Below are 25,433 nucleotides of genomic sequence, written 5' to 3'. Positions count from 1 at the left end.
AGCTTTTGAAAGCTCGATAGAAAGGACACGAATCTCAATCGATGTTGATTGAGTATCCAAGAAAACGCTTTGAATCAACAGGATCAAAACCAAGCTTTTCACGCAATTTTTTGCGGAGCTTGCTAATATGGCTTTCGACCACATTCTCTTCGACTTCACTGTCGAAAATGCCGTAAATCGCGCTGAAAATCTGCGCCTTGTTCAGGCGGCGACCACGGTTTGCAATTAGATATTCAAGGATCCGGCGCTCGCGACGCGGCAGCGGAAAATCCACACCATTTATCTGTGGATCACGGCCATCGGAGAAAACGCGGATCGGTCCAAGCTCGGTTCCATCATCGCCTGATGCTGCCGAGGCACCTGTGCGGCGGCGAATTGCGTTGATGCGAGCGAGGATTTCGCGGACGTGAACTGGCTTACGAACGACATCATCAACCCCGGATTGAAAAAGTTCCAGAGTGTGTTCCAGTGAAGGACGGTCGTTTACGGCAATAACAGGCGCCTTGCAGCGTTCACGAATACGCGCGGGCAGACCGTTCTGAGCCTCGCACTCGCCAATCAGGAAGGCTTCTACAGCCATAATATCCTGATGGGGGACGCTTTCGACCCATTCATTGAAATCTGATGGTGTGAACCCGGTTGTCGTGATGCCTTCTCGGCTGAACCAGGAGGAGTAGCCCTCAGTCACAATATTCCGCTCATCTACGACTACGATCATCGGCCCGCCTTCCGAATCAATATGTTAACCCCAATAAGGCAGAAGTAACTGGCAGAGGGAGTCAGCGGCAACCACACAAAATTGCCCGCAATAAATTGGGAGGGGTTTTAGCAATATCTAATTTAAGAGGAATCGCCATGATTGTATCGGCCTGACAATCTTGATCTGAAAGTATTAACAATTCGTTAACGTGCTCACGAAATTTAACGATTCTTTACAAGGACTTAAAAATCTGCCCTCCAAAATATATTATCTAGCTACATGCAATTACAGGCTGAATATCTAAAAGCTGCGTGTATACGACATCGCTCTACAACCCGCAATTTTGTGGGATTTCCGATTAACCAGCGCAGAAGTTTTTTGCCTGAGGCGTCCAATTTCCGAAGCCTGTTGCGATCATATTTGTCATCACCCGACACACATATCGCTTCTGTGCAGGATCGTTATTTGGACCTGCGTGATAACGCGCGACTGCCATTGTCCAGTTGCCTTCGCGCTCACGCAGACGCTTTAGGAAGCGCGCAGCATAATCAACATTGAGGCTTGGTTGCAGCATCGCGCCGACAGACGGAAATTCGCTGGAATGATAATAGTGATTGATCTGCATGCAGCCCAGATCAATCAGTTTTGCACCTTCGGCGTGTACTTGGGTGAAACGTCTTAAAGCGGCCGCTTGAGATGGGAAAAACTCTGCCTTTCCTTCAATGTTCATCGCATAGGGCTGGAGCGAGTTTTTGCGCCCGGTTTCGGTCAGACCAACAGCATAAAGAATACCGAGTGGCACATCATAGCGGGCGGACGCTCGATGCATTTCCCGTTCGCAAATATTCTCTGCTTTAGCGCCTGCTAAACTAAACGACGAGGCCGCGATTCCGGCCCCCAGAAAGAGCAGAAATTTCGCGCTCATTGGCTTCAGACGATGAGCGAGTCCGTGCATTATTGCTGTCTGCCTGGCCAGATTCGCCATTCTGCCTGCCCTCACCACCCATAAATTGCGCCTGCGCATTTCCCCGACCATCCGAGCCATTTTGCATGTCAAAAGTCTGCTGGCCTTGCTGTAGAGAGCTGGCCTGCTGTTGCCCCGCACTATGGCTTGCGGAGCCGTGCTGAACTGCACTGACTGCTCCACGTTCAGTCACTGTGACCGAAATTTTCGTGTCGTCCGTAATGCCTGCAACTTTCAAAGCTTTTTCGATCATTGAGCGATCAGCAGCCAGCGCCTCGGCAGCATGGGCTTTGTCAGCCACCAGATGTACTTCCACGCTGTCGGCAATCAGACGAATACGAGCAGTCACTGCACCAAGCTCCACCGGATCAAGCCTGATCTGCAAGGTTTTCACAGCACCAAAGCTGCGTTCAGAGAGGACTTGGATATCCGTGACACGTGCAGCAGCCGTTAGCACTGCTGGTGCAGGCGCTTTTACATCGGCAACAGGTGCAGACTTTCCGGCTTGCTGCTGCGGCTGAACATTTGGACGATCAGATTCTGCGGCATTGCTGGATTGAAGTGTAAGCTCAGGCTTAGGCGATGCAGAAGAGCCGTCTGTGGCGCTGTCTGTCTGCTGATCTTTCGTTACAGCAGGTGGAGTGTGGCTGGCCAAATTCTCAGGTTTTGCGACACCCTTGGAATCTGCTGTTGCTTGCGTCTGCTTGTTTGCCTGAACGTTTTCCTTCTGATCCTTCTTTGGCTCTGCATCAGGCATAGGCAGGTCAGCGGCAACGGCAACGGCAGTCGTCAGTGCAGGATCTGCAGCTTCAGCCAGCGCCGATACATTCATCGACTGCTTGGTGGCATTATCACACGCAGCAAGCTGATCCTCATCTTTTGGGTTGTTGAACCCTGCAGCAAGTGCAAGCAGGTTCTGCGACACACCATAGACCGAAGATTGAGCAGGCGTATCGCGATCCGCTTTGTCGCTATCTTCCGACTGAGTCTCATCCTTCTGCTCGCCTTCAAGCGATAGCTTGTTTTGAGACTTTTCCAGCAATGCGCCAAACAATTTTGCCGGTTCAGACTGTTCCTGATTTTCGCCATTGGCTTTTGCCACAGCGCCCTGTTGGGCGCCAGTACCCTTGGCAAGTGAAGCCAGTCTTCCAGCCGTAGTGAGCAAAAGATCTACGCTCATTGAACAGTCTTTCCTAGCAAGGCATCAATTTCCGCAAGCTTGCGCCGCGCATCATCCATGGTCTTCTGCACATCATCTTCCGGCTTTGCAGGCTGGGATGGCTTCCAACCCGCAGCAGGCGAAGGGGTCGCTGGGGCCTTGGGCACGACGGGCGCCTCATCACCGTCAGCAATCGGCATTGTCGGAAAGTCAGTTTCGCTTCTGACAGGCTTTCTTGCGCCCTCAACGGGAGGCTGTTGCGTCACCACCGAGCCAACAGCTTCTGCCGCCTGCAGAAGTTGCCTGTCACGTTCCTGCAAGCGATCAGGCGAAATTTGAGACAATTCACGCAATGCATCTTTGGCGGAATCCGAAGCAACATCACTTGCCGCGGCATAAAGATTGGCTCTGCTTGGGTCAGCTTTCAGATGATCGGCAAGCTTTCTTGCCTCGGCCGACATGAAGCGCGCGCGCTCCGTCTGCCCATCCACCAGAGCGCCGCGCGCAATCTGCAGATAAAGCGAATATTGCATGACCGGATCAGCTGTACCGATCAGCTTGACCAGTTCGGCATTGCCGATGCGATCATTGAGTTTCAACGCTGCATCCACAAATTGCTTCATGAAATCACGCATATAGGGCGAGCGCGGGAAGCGCTGCAGGTAATTGCGCGATAGCATCCTGATCTTGTCTGCGTCACCGAGCTTGGCTGCAATCGGCATCGAACGACGAATAGCCGCTTCTTCAAAAAGCGTACCCGGACTATCGAGCCGCACCTGATCAAGTCGCAGAAGTGCCGTTGCAGGATCAAAAGCCGTCATCTGGCTGGCCGTTACCAGCACGATGGAAGAGCGCAGCTCGGCTGGCAGCTGTGATGAGAGCGGCACTGAGAACAGCTTTACCACCTCAATATTCTGACCCGATGCATAGGCAAGCGCGCCTTTGACGAGTTCTTGCGGAACAGTCTCGCCATCAAAACCAGCAAGCACCTTTCGCACGGCATCAGGATTGCCGCCGTTAAACAGATAGATGATTGCCGCATAGATATTCTCAGGCTTGCCCCAGAATTCCTTTGGAGCGCGTTCCATATCAGCGCTCACAAAAATCAGCAGCCTGTTGAGCATCACGACGGCTTCAGGCTTTCCGGAAACCAGCTGATCCTGCAACATGCGCAGTGAGCGGACGAGCTTATAAGGCTCAAGCACCGGCAAACTGCGTGGCTCTTCAGCTGCTTGCGTCTGCCCATAGGAAACCGCTCCTCCGCTTGCCAGCGGTAGGCTTGCAACAAGTGCCAGCAGGGAGCGCTTTACCAGTTTCTTCATGGGTTGGACTTGAGGAAGATGTCGATGCGACGATTTTCGGCTGCATTTGGATCGGCGGCGTTCTTTGGCTGGCGGTCGGCATAGCCTTCAACACGCAGCACACGTTTTTCATCCAGCCCGCCACGCACCAGCATGTAATAGGCCATCTGCGCACGAGCCGAAGACAAGCGCCAATTGTCATAGGTCGCACTCTTAAAGGGTCGGGCGTCAGTGTGACCGCTGATGACAACCTCCCCCGGCTGACGCGCGATAACCTGCGCAATGCGTTCAAGCATCTGCACAACACGCGCATCCGGCTTGGCGGAGCCAATCGTGAACATGCCAAAATCGACTTTATCGGTCAGCTGGATCATGACGCCGCCATCGACCGGGACGACTGTCACATCCGGCATAAGCTCAGCCTTTGCCGCCTTGCTGCCATCAGTCGATGCATCTCCGTCTGCTGCCTTCTTCAAATCAGAAATCAGCTTTTCCTGGTTCTCTGCTGGCTTTTCAGCTTCTTCGGGCTTTGCCTCGGTTTTTGCTTCCGCTGTTTGCTGTGGCGGCGTTGCAGGGGCAGTTTCCGGCGGCGTCAGCTCTTCCGCAGCCTTGCTCGACCAGTAGTCAGGGCTGAACGGATCGCGATAGGCATCGCCGCCGTCAGCGCCTGTCTGCGTGCCAGCCTGTGCGCTGCCGCCATCGCCCTTCGTGGATTGGTTCTGCAGAACGCCCGTTTCATGCGCAAGTTCGGATAAGACCGCATATGGCTCGCGGAACATGCGGCTTTCTTCCTGCTCAATCGGCGGGGAAGCAGCGCTATCGTTGATAACCTTGGTGCTGTTTTCAATCTGCTTGTCGCTCTCAAAGCGAACTTTGCCGTTCTGTTCGTCAATATCCTGCACGCCTTTTGGGCTTGAATGACGATCCATCAGCTTAACGGGATTGAAGTAGCTGGCGACAGCCGCCTTGCTTTCTTCGTTGGCCGCATTGATGAGCCACATGACGAGGAAGAACGCCATCATCGCAGTCATGAAGTCAGCGTAAGCGATCTTCCAGACACCGCCATGATGACCGTCATGATCATCGTGCTTGCCACGGCGGACAATAATGATTTCGCGCTTGGTTTCCGGATCGATGCTCATCTGGCAGTAGCCCTTAGTTCTTCCAGAACCGGCGCGACGCGTGTTTCAAGCGCACGATCGCCAAAGGAAAATGAGAGTTCGCTGGACGCGTTCTCAGTAAAACGGCATCCAGACGGCAGAAGGTCGGCATGGTCCTTGAGCGACTCAAGCAGATGCGCTGGACCGAAGATTTCAGGTGCTTCGCCTTCCAGAGCCAGCTTGCTGATCCGCTGCGCGAAGCCCGCAATCGCGTCCTGTTCGATTTTGGCTGCCAGCAACGGTGCGAGAATCTCGGCAATCTGCGCGGACATGGATTGTTCAAGCCCGCTCACAGCTTCCGTCAAGGCACCAGCCAGGAGATTGGCCTGCTCACGAGAGAAACTCGCACGCAATGCTTCGATCTCCGCTTCATGCTCACGCAGCAGTCTGGCCTTCTCGGCCTCATAAAGCGCTTCTGCTTCCTTGTGACCGTCTTCGCGACCGGCCTCAAATGCAGCCCGCTTTTCCTCTTCAATGGCGATGATGCTTGCGACTTCCGCCCGCTCTGCAAATGGAGGCTTCTCCGAAGCCTCAGCCATTTGCGGATCGGTGTGCGGCAAGAGCTCCGACAAAGGCTGCGGCTGTGCAGGGGCCGCAATGATTTCAACCGCTTCGTCGGCGATACGATGCGTCGAGAAATCAGGAAGGTAGCGGCTGAGTGCGAGCGTGCTCATAATCAGGCAGCCTCAAGCTCCGGCATTACAGATCGCTGGTTTGATGCTGCTTCCTGCTTGATGGCGGTTTCGTGGATCCACTGCTTAAGAACTGCAGCAACGCGCTCTTCATCCATCTCGATCATCTGTTCGAGGCGCAACTTGGCAGGCATGCGCATACGCTGACGCAAATCGCTGAGGCTGGTCTTCATCTGATCGGCATAGGCTTCTGGTCCACCGATCACTGCCTTAGCACCCTCACCGGCGATGGCCTGCTGTGTATCACCAACAAAGTTTGGCACAGCGACATCACCCGGTTCACGCAGCGCAACTTCTGTTCCGGATGGCTTCGCGTTCTGATCGCGGAGCAAAGGACGGACACCGAACCAGATCAGGAGTGCAACAGCGGCAAGAATTGCCAGCGCATTGACGTAGGAACGGCTCTGACGCATCAGCTGCTCGGACCACGGCGTCGAAACCGGCTCCATATCTGCGCCCGCAGGGCTGAGGAAATTGACAGCCGTTACGTTGATCACATCACCACGATCGGCATTGAGACCGGCGGCAGTTGCAACGAGGTCGCGGATTTTCAGGATCTGCTGATCGACGAAATCGGCAGGCGGCGGCGTGGTGCCCGCCGTTTCAAGCAAACGCGCCTGATCGATGACGACCGCAATCGACAGACGCTTGACGGTGTAGCCATCGCTGACTGTGGACACCGTCTTGGAGTTCATTTCGTAATTGGTCAGTTCTTCGCGGCGATCAGTCTTTTCAGACGAGCTTTCGCCGTTGCGGTTCTGAATTTCTTCCTGCGGAATGTTCTGCTCAACGCCGGTGGCATTGTCGTTACGTGCGTTGCGGGAGTCTCCGCTTTCACGCACAACACGAACAGAACGTTCAACGCGCGATTCAGGATCGAATTGCGTTTCATTGGTCTGACGGCGGTCGGTATCAAGCGTTGCCTGAACACTGCTCTGGAAGTGACCAACACCGAGATATGGAGCAAGCGCCTTGCGGATGCTCTCATCCACATTGCCAGCCACCTGCTGTTCAAGCGACGCGGTCAAAAGAGCAGCACCATTCGCGGCCTCTCCCGCAGATGCGAGCAGACGACCATTGGTATCGAGAACCGTAACGGACGAAGCATCCAGCGATGGCACAGCGGCAGCAACCAGCTGGCGGATCGACTGCGCGGATTCAGCGGCAAAGCCGCCTTCAGCGCGGATCACAACCGAGGCAGATGGCTTCTGATCACCGCGACGGAACGAGCCTTTTTCGGCCATGACGATGTGAACGCGCGCAGCTTTTACGCCACGAATGGCCTGAATGGTACGCGCGATCTCGCCTTCAAGTGCGCGAACATGCGTGATTTCCTGCATGAACGACGTCAGGCCAAGCGAGCCCATATTGTCGAAAAGCTCGTAACCGGCGTTGTTTGACGTCGGCAGACCTTTTTCAGCCAGATACATACGCGCCTGTTCGGCCTTGCCGACAGGAACAAGGATCGATGAACCGTCGGATTTGACGTCGAAAGCAATGCCAGCTTCACCGAGCGCCAGCCCCATACGGTTCACATCATCGCGCGAAAGGCCGACATAAAGCGTCTCATAGGAGGGGCGGCTCAGATAGACGCTCGTATAAAGAATAGCGCCCATCAGTGCAGCTCCGACAAGTCCGAGCGCTATAAGTTTTCGCGCGCCAAGCTTGCCGAGCGTTCCCTTAAGCTGATCGAGTAATTGCTGGAAATTCTGCTGCATCGATACCACCGCCATCCTAATGCGAACAAAATAGATCGCGAAGCTTGCGCGAAAGTGTCGGCTTGAAGGACGAGGCGATTTTTTAGAAAAGAAGAAGGGCGCGGAATAAATTCCACGCCCCTCAAAGTATCAACTTTATCAGCTAAGTGATTAGCCGCGGAACAGCGACAGGATCGACTGGCTCGACGAGTTAGCGATCGAGAGAGCCTGAACGCCCAGCTGCTGCTGAACCTGCAGAGCCGACAGACGAGCCGATTCCTTGTTCATGTCGGCATCAACGAGCGTACCAACGCCCTTTTCAACCGAGTCGCTGAGCTTGGAAATGAAGCTCTTCTGGGTGTCGATACGTGCCTTTGCAGCACCAAGTGAAGCTGCACCGGTGGTGAGCTTGTCCAGAGCGGTTTCAACCGATTCCAGAGCAGTCTTGATTGCAGCGTCGTCAAGCTTTGCAGTCGATGGATCGAAGAAAGCATCAGCGACCAGATCACCAGCGATACCGCCGGTGCCCGCAGCGTCAGCAAAAACCTGTACGTCAGCAGCAGCAACGTCAACGGTGTCGATCGTTACAGTGGTGCCGGTCCGGTTGTACGATGCAACAACCTTAAGGTCCGAAGTTGCAGCTGCGTCGTTCACGAGCAGGTTGGAACCAGCGTAATTCGCGTTGCTGGCAGACGACTTGATCTGCGACTGGATTGCTTTGAGTTCGGTCGCGACCTTCTTCTGGTCTTCCTGGCTGGCGCCCTGAGCGCTAACCAGAAGCGACTTCATCTTGTCAACCTGGTCCTTGATGTCGTTGATTGCAGTGTATGCAGTGTCAACCTTGCCGGCGCCGAGGCCGAGAGCGTCCTGAACAGCCGAGTTGGCCTTGTTGTCGGACTTCATCGAGGTTGCGATCGACCAGTAAGATGCATTGTCAGCAGCTTCACCAATGCGCAGGCCGGTCGAAATACGGTTCTGCGTGGTTTCCAGCGACTTGTTGGTCGAGGAAAGGGTCTGAAGAGCGGTAAGAGCTGAAGAGTTGGTAAGAATGCTAGACATTGTATTGCCCCTTGGGAAAACAAACTGAGGGACAGGCCGGATTGAATATTACCGGCATAGGAGAGCGGCATCATGCCTGTCACCACGAACGCGTGGGACCTCCTATGGAAGCTAGCATTATAACCCAATTGTTAAGAATATATTAATAGAATGCGATCGTTTTTAACGAACGGCATTTTCTGGTGGGATACCTAGTCAGAATGCTTAACATGCAATTGATGGGGTACACCCGATTTTACGCAAATGACCGTATCAGGCTTCCAACCAGAATATTCCAGCCATCGATCAGTACGAAGAAGAGTATCTTGAACGGCAGCGATATCACCGTCGGCGGCAACATCATCATACCCATAGACATGGTCAGTGTTGCGACCACGAGGTCGATCACCAGAAACGGCAGAACAATCAGAAAGCCGATCTCGAACCCACGCCGCAATTCCGAAATCATGAAGGCCGGAACCAGCACGCGGAAATCAACAATGCCGTCTTCACCCGTGCGGAATGCCGGATCTGCTAGATCTTCAAACATGCGCAAATCTTTGTCGCGCACTTCGCGCATCATAAATTCGCGAAACGGATTCGAAATTTCACGAAATGCCACGTCCTGTGTGATCTCGTTGCGCATCAAAGGCTGCACGCCATTGTTCCAGGCACGATCAAACACTGGTGCCATGACATAGAAGGTCATGAACAACGCCAGCGAGATCATCACCATGCTTGCAGGAGCTGTCTGAAGCCCGAGCCCCGAACGCAAAAGCGAGAATGCAATGGCAAATCGCGTGAAGCTTGTGACCATGATCAGCAGGCCGGGCGCGACCGACAGAACCGTCAGAAGGCCAAACAGCTGAACGATCTGTCCACTGGCTGCACCACTTCCGGCTGGCAGAAGATTATCCAGCGACAAGGCTTGTGCATGGGCAACCGAAATAAAGGCCAGCGTCAGCAAGCCACTCAGGGCGAAAATTTTCTTCATTCTACTACCAGCGTCGAAATGAAAACGCGATCAACCGCGCCTTCCGAACGCATCCGCGCCCGCTCTTCAAGATCGGCACGCAAATAGGCCAAACCAGCGGCCCCCTGCAACTGCATGAGATTGACGCTCCGCAGGAAGCTCATGAAATCATCGCCTACACTTGCTGCAACTGCAGGCGGAATTTCACGACCCGGCTTTGCAACAAGCGCCGCCTCAAGTCGGACCCATGTAGTCTGCGGAATGCCAAGATTGGTTACAATCGGCTGCAGGGGAATGATTGTACCAATGGAACGCGATTCAAAATCACCCTGTTTCGGCTTGTCTTCCTTCGTCGTCGATTTGACTGCAGCTTGCTGGCCAGCGGAAATGACGCCACCCAGATACCATCCGCCACCGCCCGCGATTGCGGTCAAAACTGCAACAGCGCCTAAGAGACCCGCGATAGAGCCTTTTACCTTGCCGTCCTTATTGATTGCCGTATCGCTCATGCCTGCTCAACTTCAGAACGGAGAAATCTGATCGAGAATCTGCTGGCCATAAGGTGGCTGCTGAATTTCGCTCAAGCGACCGCGTCCACCGTAAGAAATACGCGCCTCAGCAATCTTGTCGTAGGAAATGGTATTGTAACCGGAAATATCACGCGGCCGCACAACACCGACAACGTTGAGCACACGCAACTCATTGTTCACGCGCACTTCCTGCGAACCTTTAATGATGAGATTGCCGTTTGGTAGCGTGTCCGTCACAATAGCAGCAATCTGGAGACGAATGTCTTCGCTTCGTTCGATTGTACCTTTACCCTTAGAAGCACTATTAGAGCGCGTGTTGACCGACGCATCCATAGATCCACCACCGAATGAGCCGGAAAGGCTACTGGTGTCAAACGAAGCGCCGCCGCCATAAAGACCCTTTGAAACACGTTCGCGGTCGGTTTTATTATCCATATTTGCGCGATCATTGATCGAGATAATAACAGTCAAAACATCGCCCGGCTCCTGCGCACGAGGGTCCTTGAAGAAGTTCGTCGAGCGTTGGTTCCAAAGCGAATAAGAGGCTTTGCTGGGGCGGACCGGATACCCGCTATATTGCGGATTGTTCTGCACACCTAGATTGGCCGCGACAGGGGAAAGGTCGGGTGCGCGACCGATTTCTTCTGGTTTGGTGGCGCAGCCTGCCAGAAGAACCAAAGTTGCTGCTGCAAAGAGCGCTTTGTTCATGCTTTTCGTCATTGCACAGAATTCCCGGTTTCCGCCTGCGCGCGCTGTTCCCTGGTGGGCGGCGGCGTTGCGGTCGTGCGCTGCGAGCCAACGATGACGCGCGCGAGCTTAGCTGCCTTTTCAGGCGGCATTTCATTGAGGATTATGCTGGAAACACGCGGATTGAGCTTGAGTATCAAAGCTGCGGCGGCTTCATCACCGATCAGCGACATCTGCGCTGCAGCCGCATCCGGCTTCATCTTGGAGATGATATCGACAAGAGAATCCTGTGCCTTGTTGACAAAAGCATCGCGACGCTTCAGCCACATCTCATATTCTTTGCGCTTGGCTTCCAGCGCGCGCATGCGTTCGTCGACATCAGCCTTGAGTTCAGCAAGTTGCTTAGCCTGCAAAGAATATCGCGCATCAGCGGCCTGATCGTCGATATTGCTGCAAAATTTGCGAATTTCATCAAGGTTGCCAACCGGCGCAGACGCAGACAATTGTTGTGCGGCAGTCGTTGAGGCCGGAACAGGTGGCATGGGCTGTTGCGCAAGAGCAGGTAAGCCCGCGCCAAAGAGCACTACAATGACCGAACCAAAGCGAATGATGTTACCAGCCAATCTCATTGCACCACCAACTCTGCGTGAAGAGCACCTGACGTTTTAATCGCCTGCAAGATTGCTATGATACCATTGGGTTTTACCCCCATCTGGTTGAGGCCCTTAACCAGATTTTCAAGGTTCGCACCTGTAAGGATACCGATCTTGGCATCTGCTTGATTAACGGCGATGTCGGTATTCGGTTCGATTTCCGTTTCACCATAGCTAAACGAATCTGGCTGCACGACCATCGGTGTTTCGGTGACGCGCACTGTCAGACTGCCATGGCTAATTGCAACTTTGGAAATGCGAACCTTATCGCCGATAACCACAGTGCCCGTACGCTCATCGACAACCACACGCGCCACTTCATCAGTGACAATTGGCAAACCTTCCAGCTCAGCAAGGAAGCGCGCTGGTGTCACATTCTTAGGGCGCTGAATCCGAATTGTCTTTGCATCGCGTGCGATTGCAACACCGCGCCCATAGCGACGTTTCGCGAAAATATTAATCGTATCGGCAGCGCGAACCGCAGTTGTAAAATCTGGATCGCGGAGTTCAACAATCATTTCAGCATCTTTTCCGAAACTGCCAGGTACTTCCTTTTCAACCAGCGCACCGTTTGGAATTCGACCCGATGTTGGCACACCCTGCACAACGCTTGCAGCCTGACCTTCTGCGGAAAATCCAGACACTATCATGTTGCCTTGTGCAACCGCATAAACTTCGTTGTCAGCACCCTGCAAGGGCGTCATAACAAGTGTTCCGCCCTGCAAAGATGTTGCGTCGCCAAGCGAGGAAACTGTTACATCAATGCGGGAACCCGCACCGGCAAATGGAACCATATTTGCTGTCACAATCACCGCTGCGGTATTCTTTGAACGTGTCGAATTGCGTGGCGCATTAATACCGAGATTTTCAAGCATGGCGCGCATGGATTGCTCAGTAAAAGGTGAGTTGCGCAGGCTATCGCCAGTACCATTTAGGCCGATCACTAAACCGTAACCTACGAGTTGATTTTCACGAACGCCTTGTATGGTAGCGATATCTTTCAGGCGCGCTACCGCGCTGCCCCGTCCAAGTTCAGCATAAGCCATTTTTGACGGATCACCGCCAGAGCCCAACCAGTCGGCATCAGCATCGACGGCTGAGCTAAACTCGCGCGCATTTTTAGAAGCCTCGTCGGCCAAGCCGGTCGTCGGCTGAACCAGAAGTGCGATACAAGCAAAAAGGGCAGCGCATGTTTTTCTCACTGCATACCCACCTGAACACGACCGTCAGCCAACACTGTTCCTGATACGATAATGCCGCTATCCATATTACGAATTTTTATGAAGTCTCCCACCGCGCCGGATTCAAGCGGCATACCTGTGGCAGTAATTGTCAAAGGGCCAGATGTAAAAACCATCGAAGCGGGTACGCCGCGCGTAACCAGCGAAGGCTCAGAAAGTGCCGCCATAAGAATAGGTTTGCCGGACAACAAGGTTTTACGTGCCACTTTGCCTGTGACCTGGTCTGGTGAAAGGACATATTGCGTTGCCGCCGGCCGACTGATGTAAAATTTCTTTTCGACCAATGAAACGTCACTTACAACCTGTCCGGGATACACTGTCGCCGAAGGCACGAAGAAAGCCATATGCTCGGCGGCGTTGGCACCCCAGCATGCGGATAGAAACAGGCCAGCAGCAAATGCGAGCCTTAATTTCCGGGAATATGCCTTCGCGTATATCATCGCTCTCACCGTCAGCGCAGATTCTTCGATACAGTCGCGGCCATTTCGTCAGCTGCCTGAATGACCTTGGAGTTCATTTCATAGGCACGCTGTGCCGTAATCAGATCAGTGATTTCCTTCACCGGATCGACGTTTGACGCTTCGAGATAACCCTGCTTGATCGCGCCATAGCCAGGATCACCCGGGACGCCGACCAATGGGCCGCCAGAGGCTTCCGTTTCGCGGTAGAGATTGCCGCCCAGTGGCTCCAGACCCGCTTCGTTGGTGAAGTTGGCAAGTGTCAGCTGACCGAGATCGACCTGATTGACCTGATCCTGCAGCTTGGCAAAAACCTGACCGGTCTCTGTAACCGTGACCTCAATGGCGTCAGGTGGAATGGTGATCGCAGGTTCGACCGGATTTCCATCGAGCGTTACCAGCTGGCCGTCGGCATTCTTGTTGAATGCGCCAGCGCGCGTGTAAAGCGTTTCGCCCGTTGGGCTCTGGATCTGGAACCAGCCGCGACCCGTCAGCGCCACGTCATAGGGATTGCCGGTTTGATTGAAGCTGCCCTGAATATGCAGATTGCGCACAGCCGCTGTCTGAACACCAAGCCCGACCAGCGCGCCTTCGGGAACGATTGCCTGATTGGCCTGATTTGGCACACCAGCGGTCCGTTCCGATTGATAGAGAAGATCGGAAAACTCGGCGCGGGCACGCTTGAAGCCTGTCGTATTGATATTGGCGATGTTGTTGGCAATCACTTCCAGATTGAGCTGCTGGGCGTTCATACCGGTTGCGGCAATCGTCAGGGCTTTCATAGCGGGTCCTTATTCAGTGAGAGCACTCAGACCGGCATACGGCTGATTTCGAGATAGGCCTGCACGATCTTGTCGCGGATCGCGATTGCCGTCTGAAGCGACTGCTCGGCCTCCATGACGGAACTGACCACATCACGCAGCGGCGCATCGCCTTTGATGCCCTGGATCGAGTTGGCTTCCGCTGCCTGCAGCTTCTGACCAACGGAATCCGTCATCTGCGACAGCACTTCCCCGAAGGAAGCACCGGGCGTCGTTGGAATAGCCTGCGGAGCCGAGGTCGAGCCGACGCTCTTTTCAGCAACCGTTTCAGAAAGACGCGACAGGGCGTTGCGCGCCGAAACACTCATGATTGAGTCGTACATTATGTGCTCCTCAGGAGATCGATGGTCATTGAAATCAGCTCGCGGGCCTGTTTGACGACCTGCAAATTGGCTTCGTAAGAACGGTTGGCTTCACGCATGTCCGCCATCTCGACGACCATGTTGACGTTTGGGTATTTCACATAGCCACGCGCATCCGCTGCTGGATGGCTTGGGTCATATTGCTCGATAAAGGCCGAGGTATCCTTGCCGACTTCAGCAACTCGGACTTCGGCAGCGCCCGTGCCCTGCTCGACTTCCGTGCGGAAGGATACAGTCTTGCGGCGGTAAGGATCGGCATCGGCAGTCTTGGCAGTCGCCTGCGCATTGGCGAGGTTTTCAGAAACGATGCGCAAACGGGTCGACTGAGCCGAAAGCCCCGACGCTGCAATCTTGAGGGTATTTTGCAAGGCATCCGACATGGCTTACCCTTTCGCCACAGACAGCATCATGCGGTGAAACGCTTTGACGATGCTGGTGTTGAGCGAATACTCACGCGAAATCTCGCCCGCCTTCATCATTTCCCGCTCGACATCGACCGTATTGCCCGAATGGGTCTGCTCGGTGATATCCTCCGGGCGCAGCCGGGCGCCTGCGATGCCATTCGCCTCGACTTCCAGATGCTGCGGACTTGTTGCAGCCATGGTGAGCTGGGTCTTGTCCAGCACATCAGCGAAGGGCTGAACGTCGCGCGCCCGGAAATCCGGCGTATTCGCATTGGCGACATTGCCCGCAACCGTGGCCTGTCGTACCGACAACCACTGCGCCTGCCTTGCAGCCAGATCGAAAAGATGAATGGAGCTCATTGAGTATCCCGCCTTTATAGTTCGTTAACTTAAAGGTCGGAACTTGCGTCAAGCTTGCGTGGAGCAAGGTTTAGCAAGGGCAGAGCATTCCGACATGCGGATAACGCTCATAAAATATATTTGAATCAAATACTTATATTAGTATCAGTTCTGATTCTGGAAAAATGAACCAACTGTTTGCAAGCCGGACTGACGCAAGCTTCATAAAGGTCAGTTCATGGCCTCATCTGCGCATTTCAATCACATCGCCGGATGATGTCGTCAGCTTCCACGTACCGGCCTGATTGCCGCGACCGATAGAAACCAGATGGCTGCCGTCGGGCAGGAGCGACCCCTTTTCGACGAACCAATAGCCCGACGTATCTTCGATCATCGCCATACCGCCGACCACTTCACGCAATGCAAATACCGGCTTTGGCAATGCCTGCCCCTCACCGCCTTCACCGCCATTACCCGCGCCTGTTCCCGGCAAGCCTTTGCCGTTCGACATGACCGAACCAGTCGTGGTGGTGTCGATATCCTCACTCGGGGCGACCTGATCATTCGGGCGGAAGGACGGAAAATGACGCACGGTCTTCTGCTCGGAGCGGTCAAGCGGATCAACAATCTTGCTGTCGGCCTTCTTATCCGGGCTCAGATCGGCACGTTGCAAATAGGTAACGAAGGGAAGCATCGCGCAGCCGACAGCAAGTGTGATTGCTGCAATCTTGAGATAGCGGTCAACCTGACTTTGCGGCTTTTTGGTTTCGCTCACAGTCGCGGCTTCCACCTCTGCTGCCAGATCAGCGAGAATGGCCTCTTCCATAGTTTTGCGCGAACCCGTCTTCATGTTCTTCATGCCTGTTTTTCCCCGCGCAGTGCCGCGGCAAGATCGTGATAAGGGTCAGCCGACAGGCCTGTCTCGGGCGACTGCTGCAGCGCATCATAAATACGCGGAACAAAATCGACAGCCTGATCCAGCAATCCGTCATTGCCCTTCTGATAGGCGCCAATCGCACGCAGATCGCGCGTCTCTTCAAAACGCGCAACCATACTGCGCAGCTGGGTGGCAAGTTTGCGCTGTTCTGGCGTCCAGTTATGTTTTGCCAGTCGTGAAACCGACGCAGGAATATCGACCGCCGGAAAACGTCCCCGAGCCGCAATTGCGCGATCAAGAACAATATGCCCATCAAGCGTACCGCGAATGGTATCGGAAACCGGATCATTGTGATCATCGCCATCGACCAGCACCGAATAAATGCCCGTGATACTGCCACCCGCCTCGGTAATGCCGGGGCCGGCGCGCTCAAGCAAACGCGGTAACTGACTGAACACGCTTGGCGGATAACCCCGCGATACCGGCGGTTCTTCCGCAGCAATAGCCACCTCGCGCGCAGCATGGGCAAAACGTGTGACGGAATCCACAATCAGCAGGACATTCTGTCCAAGATCGCGGAAATACTCGGCAATTGCTGTTGCAGTATTGGGAGCAAGGCGGCGCATCATCGGGCTTTCGTCGCCCGTCGCAACCACCGTTACCGTTTTATCGAGATGCCCCGCCATGGTCTCTTCGAGCATCTCGCGCACTTCGCGACCGCGTTCACCGGTCAGCGCCAGAACGACGGTATCGAAATCGGCAGCGCGGGTCATCATGGCGAGCAAGGTGGATTTGCCAACACCTGAGCCTGCAAAAATGCCGATACGCTGCCCAAAACAAAGCGGCGTGAAAATATCGATTACATTGACGCCGGTCCGCAATCCGCGATCCACGCGTGCGCGTCGCAAGGCGGCTGGCGCAAGGTTTTCCAATGCCATGGGGCGCAAACCGGGTTGCAATGCGCCTTTTCCATCCACCGCCTCGCCCAATGCATTGATGACCCTGCCACGCCATTCCGGCGCAGGTCGAATGCGAAGCGGCCCTTCTTCAAAAACAGCGGCGCCAAGTGATGGAATTATGCGATCATCGAACGGCTTCACGAGCACCTGATGATCAGCCACACGAATGATCTCGGCTAGGCTCTGACCACTGTCGGCACGGATAGCCACCGCATCACCCAAACGCGCATTGCGCGACAGACCCCGTACCGCAATCGCCGAACGCGACACATCGCTCACCGTACCGCCAATACCTGTCAGAGACTTTGGCGCTATCGATTGTTGGCGTGCAAAGGCGGCGAGCCGCGCGAGCGGTAAATCAGGCGTCATCCGTTTTTGGAGCCCAGCGTCCTGATGGCTTCAGCCACCGTGCTTTCCTGTTGCGAAAGCAGATTATTGACCTGCTCAAAAGCCCGGCTGACGCTGATCAGACGGGTCATTTCCGTCATGCCATCAACATTGGAACCTTCGATCATCCCCTGCACAACGCCGACACTCATATCGTCAACGACAGCCTGTGCAGGCTTGCTTGGCACGACACCGGAATTGCCTGCATAGCTGAGATCGGCATCTGCTGGGATCGAGAACAGGCCAATTGCACCGATCTGTGCACCGTTCTGGTAGACCGCACCGTCACTGGAAATCTTGGGCGCGCCACCATCCGGATTGAGAACGATAGGCGCACCGCCCACATCCAGAACCGAATTGCCTGTGACAGACACAAGTTCGCCGGTTGGCATCATCTTCATGCGGCCGTCGCGGGTATAGACAACACCCTGCGGGGTGTTGACCGACATCCAGGCATCGCCCTTAACGGCAACATCAAAAGGATTGCCGGTTTCCAGCATTGAGCCTGCTTCTGTGCGAATATAGCTCTTGCCTGCGGTCGCGAAGTTCACGTCTTCGCTGGCCTTGTTCGAGACGATTGTATTGAATTTCGTGCCTTCGCCGCGAAAGCCCGGCGTCGAAATATTTGCCACATTATGCGCAATGGCATCCATCCGCCGTTCAAGTGTGACGAGGGAAGACAGGCCTACATAGATGGAATTATTCTGCATCGATCAGCGTCCGCCCGGCTTGAAGTTCTGCAAAGTGGTCAGAATGCTCGACGATATGCCGACCGACGATGTGCCACCGAGCAACAGCGAGGCGATTGATGCCGGGCTGCTCGTGGTTGGATTGTTCATTTCGTACATGGCTGTGAAACGCGAGATCATCTTCGATACATAGTCAGGGTCTGACATTTTCGAGAAATCGACCTTGGCCTCGATCATCTTGGCCTGCTTGTCGATGTCAGCATTCGACATCACCGAGGGCCAGCCAAACGTTGTCTGCATAACGGTCAGCAATGCCTTATCGCCAAGGATTTCATATGCATTGGTAATGGTGGATGCCTTGCGCTCGAAATAGAGCGCCAGACGGACACCCTCGTTCTGGCTGCCAGCCTCGGTCTCCAGTGTCTGACGGATATATTTATCCATCACACCTTGCTGGGCAGCCGTGCTTTCGGTGGCTTTTTCACCCTTGCCTGCAAAATCGAATGTCGTCGCAAATTCTTTATACCGCTTGTCGGTCAGCTTGTTCGCCATCGCGTCATCATCTTTGACGCCTTCGGTCAGGATCTTGCGAACGAATGCCTTGGCATAGGCCATGTCTTCCAAGCCGAATGCCTTCATGGCGTAGTTAAAAAGCCGGGTATCGGACATGAAATCATCAATGGATTTCACCTTGCCGATATTCTCTTTGTAATAGGCGGTTTCTCGCTCGACCAGCGGTTCCTTCGAAACGCGCTGCAACGACCGCGTCATATCGGACGCGATCAGCCGATAACTCATCATCGTGTTGACCATGCGAGAACCCCCTGCGATTTTTCACATCCTTTATGCGGTCTCAAGCTTGTCCGAAGCTGATGCTTGTTATGCTGCTTCAAGATGATCAACAACGTAAGCCTTTAGCTTATTTAAACCTTGCACTGCGCGATGCGACCTCGCCCAGCCATCCAGGAAATCTTATTTGAATTTACTATTTCAATATTTTTCCGCCAAGAATTACGATCATATGCATTAAACAGGAAATTAAATTATGAATATAAAACCCAGCCATACATTTATTGATATGATTAATATTGATAATTACGATGCTTCATCTAAATTAAATGAGAAAAATAATATCAATAAACCCGATGAACCTAACCCTGCAACAATCAGAAAAGAGCTAGAAGATGTATGCAATGATAAAATCAAATTCTCAAAGAAAATTTCTGATATTTACGAAGAAGCTAATAATAACAATTTGAAAAGAAAAAAAGACATAGAAGCGCTTTCTGCAATGAAAGAAGCAATAAATTTGCTTCCAAAATCAGAAATTTCCGCAATAGCTAAGCCAGACTACGACAAAGATGATTTAATCAATCTTCTTTGTGGTAGAAATGCACCAGAAGACAATGAAAAACCAGAATTTATTAAGGCACGCGCACTTTTTGACATCTCAGCTCATAACAAGTTAAGCGCACCTGGTAGGGCTTATTTTAACAAGGAGAAAATTATTAGCCATTCAACCGGCCTCGTAGCTGGAGTAGCCGCCGCCGCTGGGGGGTATCTCTCAAGTCGATGGTTAGATCCCGATATGGATAAAAGGGATAGTGCAGGTATCAGTGCAGGTGCCGTATTATTTTCAAGCTGGGCTGTTAATAGGTTGTCGAACATATACGTAGAACGGGCCGAGCATAAGACAAAACTTGGCGATGAAAAAAATTCGGCTATTTTTAAATGCGCGCAGTCCCTTGCAAATAATCGCTTAAAAGGCATGGAACTTTTCGAGACAAAGCATATCGCACCCAATGAATTTAAACTCGCCCCATCTTAAACGAATATCAAAAAGCATCGAATTAAATACAATTGCCACTAACCAATCTGAAGCGAGCATTTCTTATGTCTCTGCTCCCGACAAAATTTGCACCATACTTCCAGCAAAAATATAAAGTGCATTTTCTGAATGTTTGCGAATAATTAATTTCGCAAAGCAAGCCTCACGCAAGCCAGCCCCCTTATGATGCAATTATAGGAATTGTGTCTGAGGGGTTCTGAGCTTTGGGTATTCTCATCGGCCTTGCCATTACATTGGGTTGCATGTTGGGCGGGTTTATCGCCATGGGCGGTCACGTCGGCGTGCTTGTTCAGCCGTGGGAATTCGTCATTATTCTGGGCGCAGCCCTTGGCACATTCTTCATCGCCAACCCGTTTTCACTTGTGAAAGATACGGGCAAGGCGTGCGTTGAGGCCTTCACCAATGCAGTGCCCCAGCAGCGTGATTATCTCGATCTTCTCGGCTTGCTTTATAGCCTGATGCGTGAGCTGCGCGCCAAGTCGCGCAACGAGGTGGAAGTCCATATCGACAACCCCAAAGAATCCTCGATCTTTCAGGCATATCCGAACATCCTGAAAAAAGACGACCTCATCCACTTCATCTGCGATTATTGCCGCCTCATCATCGTTGGCAATGTTCGTTCGCATGAAATCGAAGCGCTTATGGATGAAGAAATCCACACGCTTTCGCGCGACAAGCTCAAGCCTTATCAGGCGATGGTCAGCATTTCCGAAGCGCTGCCTGCCCTCGGCATCGTCGCGGCTGTTCTTGGTGTTATTAAAGCGATGGGTGCGCTCAACCAGTCCCCGGAAGTGCTCGGCCATCTGATTGGTGCGGCCCTTGTTGGTACTTTCGCAGGTATCTTCTTTTCCTATGGTGTCGTTGGTCCGATTGCTACCAAGATCAAGTCGACGCGTGATAAGAACAACCGTCTTTACACCGTCGTCAAGCAGACCCTGCTTGCATATATGAACGGTTCGCTGCCGCAGATCGCCGTCGAATACGGCCGCAAGACGATCTCCGCTTATGAACGTCCAAGCATCGACGTTGTCGAGCAGGAAACCATGGCGACAACGCCGATCCAGCAGGCAGCCTGATATGACCACTCTGGGCCAGAACCGCAAAAACGACGTGCTCGCTGAAAATCTGTTGCGGGCGGCAGGATTGTCGGGCGACGATCTGAAGTCGCTTGCGCATGTGTTCAAGGATGCATCCACCCATTTTTGCGGTCGTCTCAAACAGGGCAGTGCTGCTGCATTTGATGCGGAAGCAGGCCAGGTTGAGGCTGCGGACGATGCAGCATTCAATGCCATTATGGACAAGGCTGCGATTATCGCGCCGCTTAAAGCCGATCGCTGGGGTTGCACGCTCTATGTAACCGCTGATGCGACACTGGTATTTTCCGTGATTGAAGCCATGTTTGGTGCACAGGGAAATCTTGGAAGCTTCGATCTGGAACGCCCTTTCGGTCTGCTGGAGCGCAAAATATCGAACCTGCTGATATCCCACATGGCTGCAGCGCTCGATCAGGTTTTCTCAAACACCGCCCAGGCGCTGTTTGCTGCAGGCGAATGCACTGACGCGGCTGAGTTCAATAGCGAGGAATTCGAGCGTTCGCGCCTCTTCGTTTGCCGGATTGATGTGGTCGCGGCAGGCAAGACAGGGGCTGTGCATCTTTTTCTGCCTCGCAGCACGCACAAGCCAATGCAAGATGCCGTGGCTGCATTCCTGCGCCGTCCGATGGATCAGGCAGATCCTGCCTGGAGCAAAAGAATGCGCAGCGAAGTCAGCCGCGCACGGATCGAGCTGGAAGCCTTCATTCAGCAGGGAAGCCTGACGCTCGACGCTCTTTCAAAGCTTGAAATCGGTCAGGTTCTGAAGCTCCCGATGGACGCCATGGAACAGGTACGTCTGCGCGCTGGCGATCAGCAGCTTTTCAAATGCACGCTCGGCAAGTCCGGCATTCACTTTACAGTCAAGGTTGGCGATCCGGTCAATCAGGAAGAGGATCTCATCGATGAGCTTGTTGCTGGCTAACATACTTTCCACGCTGATGGCTCTCGGCTCGCTTGGTGCGCTCATCATCGTCGGGCGCAAAGCCAATGAGACGATCAAGCTCGGCAAGCTGCTGACGCTTCGCGTGGCTGCGGCTTCCAACGGTCTGGAGCGCGTTGCAAAATCTTTGCAGAACCAGCGCACCGATGTTGCAGATGAAACCGTCCGCCTTGAAGCCCGTCTCGCTGAAACTGCCCGCGTTCGTCGAGAAATGGACGAAGCGATTGAGGAGCTGAATCGCGTGCGCAAGGCTCTTTCCCGTGATGTGCGTCAGGCACGCAATGTTACGGCGACAGTCGCCCGTATTGAAGAGCAGGCTTTCGCTCCCGTAAGCGAGCCTGCGCCAAAAGAAAAGAACGCACTACCTGTCTTCGTACGTCGCGCCGTCAAGAAGGCGACCGTTGAAATTGCGGGGCAGGCATGAGCAAGAAAAGCAAGGATGAAGACATGCAGCATGAGCTCAACGAGGCGATCGAAGAATTGCAGGAAGATAAGCCGCGCGCTGCAAAGACAGGCGCAGCGAAGCCCAATCTCGAGCTCATCATGGGCATCCCGGTCGACGTGCAGGTCGTGCTGGGCGGAACGACCATGCCTGTTGCCAATCTGATGAAGCTTGGTCGCGGTGCTGTTATCACCCTCGACAAGCAGATCGGTGATCCGGTCGATATCGTCGTCAATGGACGTGTGATTGCGCGCGGTGAAGTGATCGTTCTTGAAGACGATTCCTCCCGCTTCGGCGTCAGCCTCACCGAAATCATCGGTAAGTAACGGATCGACCATGGCCGATAATGAATCGCAGAAGCCTCTCGATGACAGCGTAAGCGGAGTGATTGACACTCTTTCCGGTCCGCAGAAAGCGGCTGCGATCCTCGTCGCAATCGGCCGTCCTTCCGCCTCACGGCTGCTCAAACACTTCAACGCCGAAGATTTGCGGAAGCTTGCAGGCCATGCCCGCACGCTTGAACCCATTTCTCCGCTCGACTTTGAACATCTGGTGAAGCAGTTCGAAGATTCATTTGCCGAAGGCGCGCCCGTTTCAGAAGCAGCACAGCGCTTTGAAGGCCTGCTGCGCGAAGCCTTGCCACAAGACGAAGCCGATGCCGTGTTTGAAGAGCGCGTTCAGCCCCAGCTCGTGCAGGAATCCGTCTGGGTACAGCTTGCGAGACTGCCGGTCGAAAGCCTGCAGGCCTATCTCGCCGATCAGCATCCACAGATCATCGCCTATATCGTCTCCAAACTGCCGTCGGACCTCGCCGCCCGCATGTTTGTAGGTCTGCCGCCACAGCTGCGCAGTGCCGTCGTGCAGCGCTCGCTGCATATTGGCAATGTTGCGCCAGCTGCAGCCGATCTTCTGGAAGATGTATTGCGTCGCGACCTCCTTGGCCGCAGCGATGCAGGCCCGGTCAAAGCCCATCACGGGCAGATCGCCAACATCTTCAACCAGCTCGACCGACAGGAGATGGAAGAGCTCATGTCGAGCCTCAAAGATCTCAGCCAGGACGACATCGCGCGCATTAAATCTAAGCTGTTTAACTTTGAAGATGTGGAACGGCTTCCACAACGTGCGCGTCTTCTGCTGTTTGATGAAGTCCAGACCGAACAGATTGCAACCGCTCTGCGGGGTGCGGATGCGTCGCTTCGGGAAATGGTGCTTTCCTCGCTTTCCACGCGCGGTCGCCGCATGGTCGAAAGCGAACTGGCCGCCGAACAAGGCAACATTACCAGCCAAAACATCGCAGACGCACGACGTGCAATCGCACGCATCGCCATCGATCTCTCAGAACGGGGTATTATCACCCTCGATTCTGGTGACGGTGCGAACTAACACCTCGTGTGACAGATGTCCGACGATACCGATAAAGAGAGCAAAACCGAGGAAGCGACCGAGAAGAAGATCCGCGACGCATTGGACAAGGGCAACATGCCTTTCTCTCGTGAAATCCCGATCCTCGCTGGTATCGCGTCCTTTCTGGTGATTGCAGTCTTCGTCGCGGCACCCGCAACAACCAAACTGGCTGTCTTCTTGCGCGAACTGATGGACCGCCCGGAAGATTGGACCCTTAACAGCGCAGAAGATGCAAGCCATCTGTTTGGCATTCTGGCTCTGTCTGTCGGTGCAGCTCTCATTCCGGTCTTCATCATCATTCCACTTGCGGGCATTGCTGCATCCGCCTTCCAGAATGCACCGCGATTTGTCGGTGAGCGTATTCGCCCACAAGCATCGCGCATTTCCCTGCTCAAAGGCTGGTCGCGCATTTTCGGTCGTGCCGGTCAAGTTGAGTTTCTCAAATCATTGGCGAAATTCATTGCCGCAAGCGTGATCGTGTTCTTTGTCTTCTTCAAAGGCAACAATCTCTTCACCGAAGCGGTAGCGACAGACCCAAGTGCACTACCCGAGTTTCTGCGTAAAAATCTGGTGCGGCTTCTGGTGGCCAATGTTCTCGCGATCACCGCGATTGCTAGCTTCGATCTTGCATGGTCGCGCATTCACTGGAAGCAGGAACTGCGCATGACCAAGCAGGAAGTGAAGGACGAGCTTAAGCAGTCGGAAGGCGATCCACTGGTTAAAGCACGCCTGCGCTCGCTGGGACGAGACCGCGCCCGGCGCCGCATGATCAACGCTGTCCCAACTGCCACGCTGATTGTCGCAAATCCAACCCATTTTTCTGTAGCATTGCGCTATCGCCCCAATGAAGATGCGGCGCCTATCGTTGTTGCAAAAGGGCAAGATCTCATTGCGTTGAAAATAAGAGAAATAGCAACTGCTAATTCCATCCCGGTATTTGAGAATGTTCAACTAGCACGTGCCCTCTATAAGCAGGTTAATGTCGATCAGATGATTGCTCCAGAATTTTATAAAGCCGTGGCAGAATTGATCCGAGTGATCAACTCTCGACACTCTGTTCGTTGATAGGTTTGAAATGATTTTATATCGCTCTATTCTTATATTTCTTGTTTCTGCAGATCGGTGGTGACTGGATGAAGAGTTTACAATTCTCAAAGGAACGCGAGGCAATAATTGCCGAAAATATTAGCGAAGTCGTTGCAGAACTGCGACTAGTCGACCCAGCTGATTACATCGCTTTTATCCGCTGTGAACTTTTTGCCAATATCGCTGATCTGGTTAGTTCAGCGACAGAGCTCTATTTCTTTCCGGGCACACTTTCGCTCGGACACGGCGGTGAGCTAAATTGCGACTGGTTTTCCGCACCATCAATTATATTGGACATGGAATTTCGCAACATGGGAGTTTACGCATATTTTCGACTAACTTTATCAGGTAAGCGCGCAAGCGTGGAAATGAACCATATCGTGTTCGATGATGCTGATGCTGACGCCGCTAAAAATACTACTCGTTTAGCCGACGCGATGGCAAATGCGCGTATACAAATGAGACGCAGCGCTTAATACTCTTTAAAATAATATAAGGCCGGATATTTTCATAGCCGGCCTCGTTTT

The 25,433-nt window shown here is 53.5% G+C and carries 29 protein-coding genes and 1 pseudogene; 8 read left to right on the top strand and 22 right to left on the bottom strand.

What is annotated here, in order from left to right; translation table 11 throughout:
- Nucleotides 1-34 precede the first annotated feature (34 nt).
- The 22 genes and pseudogenes from ftcR to U2P60_RS03205 all read right to left on the bottom strand — a co-directional run bounded on the left by ftcR (nt 35) and on the right by U2P60_RS03205 (nt 18,904).
- Nucleotides 35-718, bottom strand: coding sequence for a flagellar transcriptional regulator FtcR (gene ftcR / locus U2P60_RS03310; RefSeq protein ID WP_413571295.1), 684 nt, complete (start codon nt 716-718; stop codon nt 35-37).
- Between the two features lie 340 nt (nt 719-1,058).
- Complete coding sequence (locus tag U2P60_RS03305) at nt 1,059-1,529, bottom strand: transglycosylase SLT domain-containing protein (protein WP_007877033.1); 471 nt, start codon at nt 1,527-1,529, stop codon at nt 1,059-1,061.
- 40 nt (nt 1,530-1,569) lie between these two features.
- The gene (locus tag U2P60_RS03300; RefSeq protein WP_413571293.1) at nt 1,570-2,844 is read right to left on the bottom strand and encodes a flagellar hook-length control protein FliK; all 1,275 of its coding nucleotides are present in this window, start codon (nt 2,842-2,844) and stop codon (nt 1,570-1,572) included.
- 229 nt (nt 2,845-3,073) lie between these two features.
- Nucleotides 3,074-4,145: pseudogene (locus tag U2P60_RS03295) on the bottom strand (chemotaxis protein); the annotation flags it as partial.
- Nucleotides 4,142-5,266 carry a flagellar motor protein MotB gene (locus tag U2P60_RS03290; RefSeq protein WP_413571292.1) on the bottom strand — a complete coding sequence of 375 codons (1,125 nt, stop codon included), beginning with the start codon at nt 5,264-5,266 and terminating at the stop codon, nt 4,142-4,144. The gene U2P60_RS03290 and the pseudogene U2P60_RS03295, both read right to left, overlap by 4 nt.
- Nucleotides 5,263-5,958, bottom strand: coding sequence for a hypothetical protein (locus tag U2P60_RS03285; protein ID WP_313829178.1), 696 nt, complete (start codon nt 5,956-5,958; stop codon nt 5,263-5,265). The genes U2P60_RS03290 and U2P60_RS03285 overlap by 4 nt, the downstream gene beginning before the upstream one ends.
- 2 nt (nt 5,959-5,960) lie before the next feature.
- Entirely contained in the window at nt 5,961-7,709 is a 1,749-nt protein-coding gene (gene fliF, locus U2P60_RS03280; RefSeq protein WP_413571290.1) for a flagellar basal-body MS-ring/collar protein FliF, read from the bottom strand.
- Nucleotides 7,710-7,844: 135 nt separating this feature from the next.
- Complete coding sequence (locus U2P60_RS03275) at nt 7,845-8,732, bottom strand: flagellin (RefSeq protein WP_313829175.1); 888 nt, start codon at nt 8,730-8,732, stop codon at nt 7,845-7,847.
- A 235-nt stretch (nt 8,733-8,967) separates the two neighbouring features.
- On the bottom strand, nt 8,968-9,705 hold the full coding sequence (fliP, locus tag U2P60_RS03270) for a flagellar type III secretion system pore protein FliP (protein WP_413571289.1): 738 nt from the start codon (nt 9,703-9,705) through the stop codon (nt 8,968-8,970).
- Nucleotides 9,702-10,193, bottom strand: a complete 492-nt coding sequence (locus tag U2P60_RS03265; protein ID WP_413571287.1) for a flagellar basal body-associated FliL family protein — start codon at nt 10,191-10,193, stop codon at nt 9,702-9,704. Before U2P60_RS03265 ends, fliP begins: the two co-directional genes overlap by 4 nt.
- Before the next feature lie 12 nt (nt 10,194-10,205).
- Nucleotides 10,206-10,934, bottom strand: a complete 729-nt coding sequence (gene flgH / locus U2P60_RS03260; protein WP_313829173.1) for a flagellar basal body L-ring protein FlgH — start codon at nt 10,932-10,934, stop codon at nt 10,206-10,208.
- On the bottom strand, nt 10,931-11,530 hold the full coding sequence (locus U2P60_RS03255) for a MotE family protein (protein WP_313829172.1): 600 nt from the start codon (nt 11,528-11,530) through the stop codon (nt 10,931-10,933). Before U2P60_RS03255 ends, flgH begins: the two co-directional genes overlap by 4 nt.
- The gene (locus U2P60_RS03250) at nt 11,527-12,756 is read right to left on the bottom strand and encodes a flagellar basal body P-ring protein FlgI (protein ID WP_413571286.1); all 1,230 of its coding nucleotides are present in this window, start codon (nt 12,754-12,756) and stop codon (nt 11,527-11,529) included. The genes U2P60_RS03255 and U2P60_RS03250 overlap by 4 nt, the downstream gene beginning before the upstream one ends.
- On the bottom strand, nt 12,753-13,235 hold the full coding sequence (gene flgA / locus U2P60_RS03245) for a flagellar basal body P-ring formation chaperone FlgA (RefSeq protein WP_413571284.1): 483 nt from the start codon (nt 13,233-13,235) through the stop codon (nt 12,753-12,755). Before flgA ends, U2P60_RS03250 begins: the two co-directional genes overlap by 4 nt.
- Before the next feature lie 11 nt (nt 13,236-13,246).
- A complete protein-coding gene (flgG, locus tag U2P60_RS03240) occupies nt 13,247-14,035 on the bottom strand; it encodes a flagellar basal-body rod protein FlgG (protein ID WP_007877058.1) in 789 nt (262 codons plus the stop codon).
- A gap of 26 nt (nt 14,036-14,061) precedes the next feature.
- Entirely contained in the window at nt 14,062-14,397 is a 336-nt protein-coding gene (locus U2P60_RS03235) for a flagellar hook-basal body complex protein FliE (protein ID WP_007877059.1), read from the bottom strand.
- The gene (gene flgC / locus U2P60_RS03230; RefSeq protein ID WP_007877060.1) at nt 14,397-14,816 is read right to left on the bottom strand and encodes a flagellar basal body rod protein FlgC; all 420 of its coding nucleotides are present in this window, start codon (nt 14,814-14,816) and stop codon (nt 14,397-14,399) included. The genes U2P60_RS03235 and flgC overlap by 1 nt, the downstream gene beginning before the upstream one ends.
- A gap of 3 nt (nt 14,817-14,819) precedes the next feature.
- Nucleotides 14,820-15,200: a flagellar basal body rod protein FlgB gene (flgB, locus tag U2P60_RS03225; RefSeq protein ID WP_007877061.1), complete on the bottom strand. Its 381-nt coding sequence runs from the start codon at nt 15,198-15,200 to the stop codon at nt 14,820-14,822.
- Between the two features lie 223 nt (nt 15,201-15,423).
- Nucleotides 15,424-16,029 carry a hypothetical protein gene (locus tag U2P60_RS03220; protein ID WP_413571983.1) on the bottom strand — a complete coding sequence of 202 codons (606 nt, stop codon included), beginning with the start codon at nt 16,027-16,029 and terminating at the stop codon, nt 15,424-15,426.
- A gap of 5 nt (nt 16,030-16,034) precedes the next feature.
- The gene (gene fliI / locus U2P60_RS03215; protein WP_413571281.1) at nt 16,035-17,384 is read right to left on the bottom strand and encodes a flagellar protein export ATPase FliI; all 1,350 of its coding nucleotides are present in this window, start codon (nt 17,382-17,384) and stop codon (nt 16,035-16,037) included.
- Nucleotides 17,381-18,112, bottom strand: coding sequence for a flagellar basal-body rod protein FlgF (gene flgF / locus U2P60_RS03210; RefSeq protein ID WP_064321431.1), 732 nt, complete (start codon nt 18,110-18,112; stop codon nt 17,381-17,383). Before flgF ends, fliI begins: the two co-directional genes overlap by 4 nt.
- Before the next feature lie 3 nt (nt 18,113-18,115).
- Nucleotides 18,116-18,904, bottom strand: a complete 789-nt coding sequence (locus U2P60_RS03205) for a DUF1217 domain-containing protein (RefSeq protein ID WP_413571280.1) — start codon at nt 18,902-18,904, stop codon at nt 18,116-18,118.
- Nucleotides 18,905-19,136: 232 nt separating this feature from the next.
- Here U2P60_RS03205 and U2P60_RS03200 point away from each other — a divergent pair, with 232 nt between their 5' ends.
- From U2P60_RS03200 to U2P60_RS03165, 8 genes are all read left to right on the top strand, one after another.
- Nucleotides 19,137-19,919, top strand: coding sequence for a hypothetical protein (locus U2P60_RS03200; protein WP_413571279.1), 783 nt, complete (start codon nt 19,137-19,139; stop codon nt 19,917-19,919).
- A 224-nt stretch (nt 19,920-20,143) separates the two neighbouring features.
- Nucleotides 20,144-21,016, top strand: coding sequence for a flagellar motor stator protein MotA (motA, locus tag U2P60_RS03195; RefSeq protein ID WP_413571278.1), 873 nt, complete (start codon nt 20,144-20,146; stop codon nt 21,014-21,016).
- Nucleotide 21,017: 1 nt separating this feature from the next.
- Nucleotides 21,018-21,956, top strand: coding sequence for a FliM/FliN family flagellar motor switch protein (locus tag U2P60_RS03190; RefSeq protein ID WP_413571277.1), 939 nt, complete (start codon nt 21,018-21,020; stop codon nt 21,954-21,956).
- Nucleotides 21,937-22,398 (top strand): BAB2_0123 family type IV secretion system effector, encoded by a 462-nt coding sequence (locus tag U2P60_RS03185; protein WP_413571276.1) that lies wholly within the window; start codon nt 21,937-21,939, stop codon nt 22,396-22,398. Before U2P60_RS03190 ends, U2P60_RS03185 begins: the two co-directional genes overlap by 20 nt.
- Nucleotides 22,395-22,742 carry a flagellar motor switch protein FliN gene (fliN, locus tag U2P60_RS03180; RefSeq protein WP_039860233.1) on the top strand — a complete coding sequence of 116 codons (348 nt, stop codon included), beginning with the start codon at nt 22,395-22,397 and terminating at the stop codon, nt 22,740-22,742. The genes U2P60_RS03185 and fliN overlap by 4 nt, the downstream gene beginning before the upstream one ends.
- A 10-nt stretch (nt 22,743-22,752) precedes the next feature.
- Nucleotides 22,753-23,799, top strand: coding sequence for a flagellar motor switch protein FliG (locus U2P60_RS03175; protein ID WP_413571275.1), 1,047 nt, complete (start codon nt 22,753-22,755; stop codon nt 23,797-23,799).
- A 15-nt stretch (nt 23,800-23,814) separates the two neighbouring features.
- Nucleotides 23,815-24,885, top strand: coding sequence for a flagellar type III secretion system protein FlhB (gene flhB, locus U2P60_RS03170; RefSeq protein WP_413571273.1), 1,071 nt, complete (start codon nt 23,815-23,817; stop codon nt 24,883-24,885).
- A 68-nt stretch (nt 24,886-24,953) separates the two neighbouring features.
- Entirely contained in the window at nt 24,954-25,382 is a 429-nt protein-coding gene (locus U2P60_RS03165; protein ID WP_413571272.1) for a hypothetical protein, read from the top strand.
- Nucleotides 25,383-25,433 lie beyond the last annotated feature (51 nt).

The organism is Brucella sp. H1_1004 (assembly GCF_047308065.1).
Classification (GTDB): Bacteria; Pseudomonadota; Alphaproteobacteria; order Rhizobiales; family Rhizobiaceae; genus Brucella; species Brucella pseudogrignonensis_B.
The sequence above is the reverse complement of the archived record's forward strand: the minus strand, read 5'-3'. Positions and strand labels throughout refer to the sequence as shown.

Bases quoted from the DNA above. Each gene is read 5' to 3' on its own strand.
- ftcR (WP_413571295.1), bottom strand. From the start codon at position 718: ATGATCGTAGTCGTAGATGAGCGGAATATTGTGACTGAGGGCTACTCC.
- U2P60_RS03305 (WP_007877033.1), bottom strand. From the start codon at position 1,529: ATGCATCGAGCGTCCGCCCGCTATGATGTGCCACTCGGTATTCTTTAT.
- U2P60_RS03300 (WP_413571293.1), bottom strand. From the start codon at position 2,844: ATGAGCGTAGATCTTTTGCTCACTACGGCTGGAAGACTGGCTTCACTT.
- U2P60_RS03290 (WP_413571292.1), bottom strand. From the start codon at position 5,266: ATGAGCATCGATCCGGAAACCAAGCGCGAAATCATTATTGTCCGCCGT.
- U2P60_RS03285 (WP_313829178.1), bottom strand. From the start codon at position 5,958: ATGAGCACGCTCGCACTCAGCCGCTACCTTCCTGATTTCTCGACGCAT.
- fliF (WP_413571290.1), bottom strand. From the start codon at position 7,709: ATGGCGGTGGTATCGATGCAGCAGAATTTCCAGCAATTACTCGATCAG.
- U2P60_RS03275 (WP_313829175.1), bottom strand. From the start codon at position 8,732: ATGTCTAGCATTCTTACCAACTCTTCAGCTCTTACCGCTCTTCAGACC.
- fliP (WP_413571289.1), bottom strand. From the start codon at position 9,705: ATGAAGAAAATTTTCGCCCTGAGTGGCTTGCTGACGCTGGCCTTTATT.
- U2P60_RS03265 (WP_413571287.1), bottom strand. From the start codon at position 10,193: ATGAGCGATACGGCAATCAATAAGGACGGCAAGGTAAAAGGCTCTATC.
- flgH (WP_313829173.1), bottom strand. From the start codon at position 10,934: ATGACGAAAAGCATGAACAAAGCGCTCTTTGCAGCAGCAACTTTGGTT.
- U2P60_RS03255 (WP_313829172.1), bottom strand. From the start codon at position 11,530: ATGAGATTGGCTGGTAACATCATTCGCTTTGGTTCGGTCATTGTAGTG.
- flgA (WP_413571284.1), bottom strand. From the start codon at position 13,235: ATGATATACGCGAAGGCATATTCCCGGAAATTAAGGCTCGCATTTGCT.
- flgG (WP_007877058.1), bottom strand. From the start codon at position 14,035: ATGAAAGCCCTGACGATTGCCGCAACCGGTATGAACGCCCAGCAGCTC.
- U2P60_RS03235 (WP_007877059.1), bottom strand. From the start codon at position 14,397: ATGTACGACTCAATCATGAGTGTTTCGGCGCGCAACGCCCTGTCGCGT.
- flgC (WP_007877060.1), bottom strand. From the start codon at position 14,816: ATGTCGGATGCCTTGCAAAATACCCTCAAGATTGCAGCGTCGGGGCTT.
- flgB (WP_007877061.1), bottom strand. From the start codon at position 15,200: ATGAGCTCCATTCATCTTTTCGATCTGGCTGCAAGGCAGGCGCAGTGG.
- U2P60_RS03220 (WP_413571983.1), bottom strand. From the start codon at position 16,029: ATGAAGACGGGTTCGCGCAAAACTATGGAAGAGGCCATTCTCGCTGAT.
- fliI (WP_413571281.1), bottom strand. From the start codon at position 17,384: ATGACGCCTGATTTACCGCTCGCGCGGCTCGCCGCCTTTGCACGCCAA.
- flgF (WP_064321431.1), bottom strand. From the start codon at position 18,112: ATGCAGAATAATTCCATCTATGTAGGCCTGTCTTCCCTCGTCACACTT.
- U2P60_RS03205 (WP_413571280.1), bottom strand. From the start codon at position 18,904: ATGGTCAACACGATGATGAGTTATCGGCTGATCGCGTCCGATATGACG.
- U2P60_RS03200 (WP_413571279.1), top strand. From the start codon at position 19,137: ATGAATATAAAACCCAGCCATACATTTATTGATATGATTAATATTGAT.
- U2P60_RS03190 (WP_413571277.1), top strand. From the start codon at position 21,018: ATGACCACTCTGGGCCAGAACCGCAAAAACGACGTGCTCGCTGAAAAT.
- U2P60_RS03185 (WP_413571276.1), top strand. From the start codon at position 21,937: ATGAGCTTGTTGCTGGCTAACATACTTTCCACGCTGATGGCTCTCGGC.
- fliN (WP_039860233.1), top strand. From the start codon at position 22,395: ATGAGCAAGAAAAGCAAGGATGAAGACATGCAGCATGAGCTCAACGAG.
- U2P60_RS03175 (WP_413571275.1), top strand. From the start codon at position 22,753: ATGGCCGATAATGAATCGCAGAAGCCTCTCGATGACAGCGTAAGCGGA.
- flhB (WP_413571273.1), top strand. From the start codon at position 23,815: ATGTCCGACGATACCGATAAAGAGAGCAAAACCGAGGAAGCGACCGAG.
- U2P60_RS03165 (WP_413571272.1), top strand. From the start codon at position 24,954: ATGAAGAGTTTACAATTCTCAAAGGAACGCGAGGCAATAATTGCCGAA.